A 6,093-nucleotide genomic window follows, 5' to 3' on the forward strand; every position below is an offset into this window, starting at 1 on the left:
TGGAATCCTGCTCAAAATCCCAGCCGCACGCCGAGATAGCCCCTTTGCTTTTGTGAGTTCGCAATCCCGATGATCACTTGCTGGTCCTCCGCAAGCGCGCCCTCCAGCAGCTCGGCGCTGTTGTCGTCGCTCACACCCAGTTTCACTGCAACCGGTTGCGGTCGCCCATCGCCGCCGACCAGCCATACCATCGCAGAGGCCTGGGAGGCGGTCTGGTTCGCGCTCTGGTGACCCGTCGGAGGACCGGCATCGTTCGGCCGGAAGCGCAGCGCCTGGCTGGGAATTTTGAGGATCCCACGAGTGTCACTCACAACAATCCGAAGCTGGGCAGTCATTCCCGGCAGCAACAGAAGGTCCGGATTTGGGGCGGAGACGATTGTCGTATAGGTGACGACGTTTTGCACGACCTCGGGAGATTTGCGTATCTGGAGAATCTGCCCGTTGAAGATCCGATCAGGATAAGCGTCCACCGTGAACTGGACCGTCTGGCCCACTTTCAATTGCCCGACATCGGCCTCGTCGATCTTGCCATGGACTTCCATCTCACGCAGATCGTTCGCAATCTTGAACAACGTCTTGGCTTCGAGACTGACGGCGACCGTTTGTCCTGGATTGACATCGCGCTTGATGATGATTCCGTCGATCGGCGCACGGAGCACGGTATGATCGAGATCAAGTTCGGCCTGATCGACGGCCGCCTGCCTCTGCTCGACAACCGCTTGTGAATTCTCGAGATTGGCCTCGGCCATGTTCCTTTCCGCCTCTGCAATCGCAATGGCCTCGACCTTCATCTGGATTTGTTCAAGGGAGGCGCGCAGGTCAGCGGCCCCCGCATCGCGCAAAGCGCGCGCCTGGCTCAAGTCTCGCTCGGTACCGCTTCCGGTGCGTGCCAATGCGAGCTTTCGCAGAAATTCTCTTTCCACTTCGTCTTGCCTGGCCTTATTCGCTGTCGATTGCTCTTCCGCCAGTTTTTCGGCAGTCTGCGCATTCGTCACTGCGACCTTCGCTCGTTCCAGCGCTGCCTTTTGGACTTGAGCGGTGGCTCTCGCCACTCTGAGGGAGGCTCTTGCTTCTTTGACACGGGCGGCAAAGATCTCCTGATCTATCTGCGCGATCGGCTGCCCAGCCGTTACGCCGTCGTTGAAACTTACGAACACGTCCGCAATTCGTCCTGACAGTTGCGAGCTGACATCAACGCTTGCGACCGCTTCAACGGTGCCGCTGGCCTTTACCAACGTCGATATGCTGCCCCGTTCAACTGGGGCCGTGAGGAAGGTCGGGACCGAGCTATCCTGGCCATAAGTATAGCCCAGCCCGACAATCAAGGCGCACAACAGACCCGCCACAACGACGAGACGCATGTGGCTATCATCCTGTTTCAACGCATTGCCGGCTTGCCCGAGGCGTCGACGCTTTCGGCTACAACAGGCAATCCAGCCCGTTCTCCAAGGCTAGGGCATTTGGTGCGAGCAAGCCACGTCATATTGGGAAACAGCGGCCGTTGAATTTGCGTTCGCTGCCGATGCCGTATTCGGATTTCCCGCATAGACTCCGCCTGCTTGCCCATTTGGATTGAACGGTGCCCCTGGCGCTGCAATAGCATTCCCAGGAGTGTTGATCCCTGCACCGCTGGTGGTACAGCTAAAGCCGTGATTAGAACCCTGCTGTCCTGTTGTGGGATTTTGGGCAGGTTTGGTGGGAGGACCCGCGCCCAACACTACGCCCGCTGATGGGAGCAGCAGGCAGGCACTGATGGTGAGAGAGGCTAACACGTGCTTCATCTCTGCACTCCTTTCGAGACGATTTTGCGCGTCGCAGTACTTTGTTGAATTTGCGGAGCGCGAGCATCGGCCGACGCTCCACGAGTGCGCATTGACCATCCCTCGCTGGCGATGGCTTGGTCACTGCGAGCAAAGAACGCGGAGCGGTGCAGAATGTCCCAAGCTATCCCGCTTTTTTTTTAGCCGCTCACACAATTCGCGACGGCGAAACTAACTCAATTGTCAGAAACTAACTCGTGAGTCATTTGCGGTTTGTCGTCAAAATGGGACATCTCGTCAGAGCGGGATTTTTTAGCGCGAAAGATCCGTCTTGTGCGCGGCGCGCCTTGTCCGGCAATGAGGAAGGCTGGCGATTTCGAAGTCCTGTTCAGTAGCGCTTGACGCCGGCGGTGTGATTTCTGCGATGCGGCCGTGCCAACATATGCGGCCCCGACGCGTCGCCGAGCGGCGCCTGCGAGGCCATCGTGCGCGAATATCTCCCGCCATCGTTCGAATAGATGGAGAAGGTCGGGTCCGCAGCCGCGGCTGCGGCGGGCTCCGAGACCGCGTCCCATGCCGAGGCAGGCGTGGCAAGAAGCGCGGAAAGAACGAGCGTCGTGCCCAAAAATCTGACGCTGGTCATGCTATCCTCATGTTGCTGTCGCGCAACCCATACGCGCGTGCTGTCCATTTACATGACTGACAGTTAGGCGTCGGCATTCCCTCGGGCAGGAGCGGGGCAATCACGCTTCGGCGATCGGCGTGTGATGTGACACTGCGCCACCGTGACCCGCGCCTTCATGACGTGTCGCCGTTCGCGGCGGCGAGGACATCACTGAGAACATTCGACACCGAGACGGGCGCGGCCGAGTTGGCTTCGCACGGACTTACCAAGAATTTGAGAAGGTTAGAGACTCGCAAAGCACGTAATGCAGTGCCTGTTGATCCGGCGATCGTCGTCCGGGACGGCTTAATCGCTTTGACGTGGATCAACGCCGTTCGGGAGATCATCCTTCATCACACTTGTTACGAAGGACGATTCGGAATTGGAGGGCGGTCCTGATGAGAAACATCCGGCTGCCGCTCGCGGCTCTTGCCACCCTTCTCTTTCTTGGTCACGCTGTTCAGGCCGCTGATCCGGTAACGGGGTCTGCTAACAATCGTCCAGGCGCGCCAGCAACGTCCGAGCCGGAAGCCGCGTTAGTCGCGCGCGGTGAGTACCTCGCGAGACTGGGCGACTGCCTTGCCTGCCACACGTCCGAGAAAGGACCGGCGATGGCGGGTGGACGAGAACTCGCGACGCCGTTCGGCAAAGTGTTTTCGACCAACATCACGCCCGACAAACAGACCGGCATCGGGCAACATTCGTTCCAGCAATTTGATCGCGCGATGCGCAAAGGCGTAGCCGCCGACGGGCACAATCTGTACCCCGCGATGCCTTACCCCTCCTATGCCAAGGTAAGCGACGTCGACATGCGCGCGTTATACGCTTACTTCCAGCACGGCGTGGCCGCAGTTAACCAGCCCAACAAGCCCGCAGAGATGCGCTGGCCGTTCAGCATGCGCTGGGGAATGAAATTCTGGAACTTGGCATTCCTCGATGATGATCCGTTCAAGCCTGATGCGGGAAAGGATGCCGTCTGGAACCGGGGCGCCTATCTGGTGCAGGGCCTTGGGCATTGCGGCTCCTGCCACACGCCGCGTGGCATCGGCTTCCAGGAGAAGGCGATGAGCGAGGCCGGTTCGAATGGCAAATACTATCTCGCGGGCGCAACGGTGGAGGCGTGGCGAGCGCTCAGCTTGCGCAATTTATGGACGGTGGAAGATACCGCCCTGTTGCTGAAAACGGGACAGAACCGCTTTAGCACGGTTTCCGGAAGCATGGTTGAGGTCATCCATCTCAGCAGCCAGCACTTCAGCGATGACGACCTGATCGCGATCGCCACCTATCTGAAATCGCTCCCACCGGGCAAAGACGAGCAGCCCGCGCCGTCTGCGCCCGAGTGCGTTCCACCGTCAAAATTGCCCGACACCCTATTTTCGACGCGTGGCGGATTGGCGTATGTGCAGTTCTGCGCAAATTGCCATCGTGACGATGGTGGCGGAGTTGCTGGCATCTTCCCGCCGCTTGTGCAGAACCCGACGATTGCGTCCGCCGATCCGACCACACTGGTGCACATCACGCTGACCGGCTCAAAAACCGCGCAAACCGCCAGCCATCCGCGCGTCTGGACCATGCCGGGTTTTGCCCGGCTCTCCGATCAGGAAGTGGCAGAAGTTCTGAGCTTCCTGCGCAGCAGTTGGGGCAACAACGCCAGGCCGGTGACGTCGTCTGATGTGGCCAAGATACGCGCGGAGCTTGATCCCAAGACGACGGACTCCTCCAAATTTGAAACGCCGCGCCTCGCGGACATGCTTGCCGCTCCCAATGCCACAGAGGTGGTACGCGGCATGCGACTGCATCTTGAGACCCGGACGCTGCTGCCTCAGCACGTCGGCGACGACCTGACTTGCAACAGTTGTCATCTCAACGCCGGCACGGTGGCGGACGGTTCGCCATTCGTCGGAGTATCTGCGTTCTTTCCCAGCTACGCCCCGCGTGCAGGCAAGGTCATAACGCTCGAGGAGCGTATCAACGGATGCTTCAGGCGCTCCATGAACGGCGTGGTGTTGCCGTTGGATGGGATGGATTTGAAAGCCATGGTGGCCTATTTCGACTGGATGAAGGGAGAATTCAAGCCGGAAGACAAGGTCCCCGGGCGTGGCATCGGCAAGATTGACAGGACGATCAAGCCTGACGTCGAGAATGGAAAGCGGGTCTATGCGGAGCAGTGCGCCGCCTGCCACGGCAAGAACGGCGAAGGCCTGAGGCGGGCCGATGGGAGCCTGGTGTTTCCGCCGCTCTGGGGCGATCGCTCCTTCAACATGGGTGCCGGTATGGCGCGGACATACACGGCGGCAGCGTTCGTGAAGCGCAACATGCCGATCGGCTTCAATGACAAATTCCCGCTCGGACAAGGCGGCCTTTCGGATCAGGACGCGGTGGACGTTGCTGAGTATTTTTCGCATATGCCGCGCCCGGATTTTCCGGACAAGGTCAAGGATTGGCCCAAAGACCCAAAGCCGTCGGATGCGCGTCTCGAAAATTAGAGCGTCTTCGAGCGAAGTGGGATACCGGTTCGCGTAAAGAAAGCGCGTCAAAACAAGAATCCAGAGCTCCGATTCCATCGGAACGGAATTGGCTCTTGCGCGATCCTGTCCGGTGCGCTGAAATTTCGTGCCGACGTCTCCTTGTGAGCCTTAAGCAGACCTTGGTCGCCGCCTGTTCAATGTCGCCAGGTGCTCCCCGAGCGGACATGCCCTCGCTCGAGCATCCCGCGCAACACCGGTAGCTTTAGCGTCGGTCTGTCTGCGTCGTCACCGACTCGACAAACAATCGCATCGGTCCGGACAGCGACGTATCCATCGTATTCAGCCCGTAGATTTCGGACATGTGGCTCTGGCCGCGCAGTGACGTGAACGCCGGGCATCGACTTTCCCGGCAAAGCCTGGCCTTAAGCATCTCGGCCTGGTTGGTGTAGTAGGGGACATCCAGTTCGCCGTGTGCAATCAACAGGGGAACATTCGTTCTCGTCAGTCCGACTATCGACGAACGATCCGTCCACAACGCGGTGTCTGCACCAAAATAGGATCGTTGGCCGGGAACGTCGACCTCCGGCTTGAGATCATACGTACCGGAGAGAAGGATAGCACCTGCCGCGCCAACCGGATTTCTCACGCCGATCCCGGGATGGGCCAGATAGGACGACACGTGGGTGGCGCCGGCAGAATGCCCCATCAAGACAATGCGGTTGGGATCACCTCCGTACTGTGCAATGTTGGCGCGCGTCCAAGCGACAGCGCCTGCGACGTCTTCCACTGCAGCCGGCCATGGATGCGCCGGCGCGAGGCGATACGTCATGTTCACGCCAACCATCTTGTGCTCGACAGCCCAAAGCATGACGTTGTCATAGAACGGGCTTCCCGAGGCGCGCTTGTCGCCTCTCTCATAGCCGCCGCCGTGAACGAACAGCAGGACTGGTAACGCAGATGCCGTCTCGTTCGGCCGGAACACGTCAAGGCGGTTGCGCTCATCGCCGCCGTACTTTTCATCCCGCGTGACAGTCACGCCGGCATAGGGCTCCTTCCGCTGCAACGGCGCCAATAGCTTGGCAGTTTCGGGAGCGTTAATGACGGGACCGATTCTTTGGATTGCGTCGCCGATCTCCCGCGGGAATTCACCCGCGATGGAATGAGATGATAGGAGGATAACGAGTCCGGCCAAAAAGAATAC

The 6,093-nt window shown here is 59.5% G+C and carries 4 protein-coding genes; 1 reads left to right on the top strand and 3 read right to left on the bottom strand.

Going from position 1 to position 6,093, the window contains the following annotated elements; translation table 11 throughout:
• Nucleotides 1-11: 11 nt before the first annotated feature.
• On the bottom strand, nucleotides 12-1,361 hold the full coding sequence (locus tag AC629_RS25085) for an efflux RND transporter periplasmic adaptor subunit (RefSeq protein ID WP_084807612.1): 1,350 nt from the start codon (nucleotides 1,359-1,361) through the stop codon (nucleotides 12-14).
• A gap of 787 nt (nucleotides 1,362-2,148) precedes the next feature.
• A complete protein-coding gene (locus tag AC629_RS25090; protein WP_143199421.1) occupies nucleotides 2,149-2,403 on the bottom strand; it encodes a hypothetical protein in 255 nt (84 codons plus the stop codon).
• Between the two features lie 419 nt (nucleotides 2,404-2,822).
• Here AC629_RS25090 and AC629_RS25095 point away from each other — a divergent pair, with 419 nt between their 5' ends.
• A complete protein-coding gene (locus AC629_RS25095) occupies nucleotides 2,823-4,910 on the top strand; it encodes a c-type cytochrome (RefSeq protein ID WP_084807614.1) in 2,088 nt (695 codons plus the stop codon).
• A 244-nt stretch (nucleotides 4,911-5,154) separates the two neighbouring features.
• On the opposite strand, the gene AC629_RS25100 is transcribed toward AC629_RS25095, so the two are convergent.
• Nucleotides 5,155-6,093: alpha/beta hydrolase (locus AC629_RS25100; protein WP_210419110.1), on the bottom strand; the 939-nt coding region annotated here is incomplete at its 5' end.

Origin of the sequence: Bradyrhizobium sp. NAS80.1, from assembly GCF_001908205.1 — a bacterium.
Classification (GTDB): Bacteria; Pseudomonadota; Alphaproteobacteria; order Rhizobiales; family Xanthobacteraceae; genus Bradyrhizobium.

Bases quoted from the DNA above. Each gene is read 5' to 3' on its own strand.
- AC629_RS25085 (WP_084807612.1), bottom strand. From the start codon at position 1,361: ATGCGTCTCGTCGTTGTGGCGGGTCTGTTGTGCGCCTTGATTGTCGGG.
- AC629_RS25090 (WP_143199421.1), bottom strand. From the start codon at position 2,403: ATGACCAGCGTCAGATTTTTGGGCACGACGCTCGTTCTTTCCGCGCTT.
- AC629_RS25095 (WP_084807614.1), top strand. From the start codon at position 2,823: ATGAGAAACATCCGGCTGCCGCTCGCGGCTCTTGCCACCCTTCTCTTT.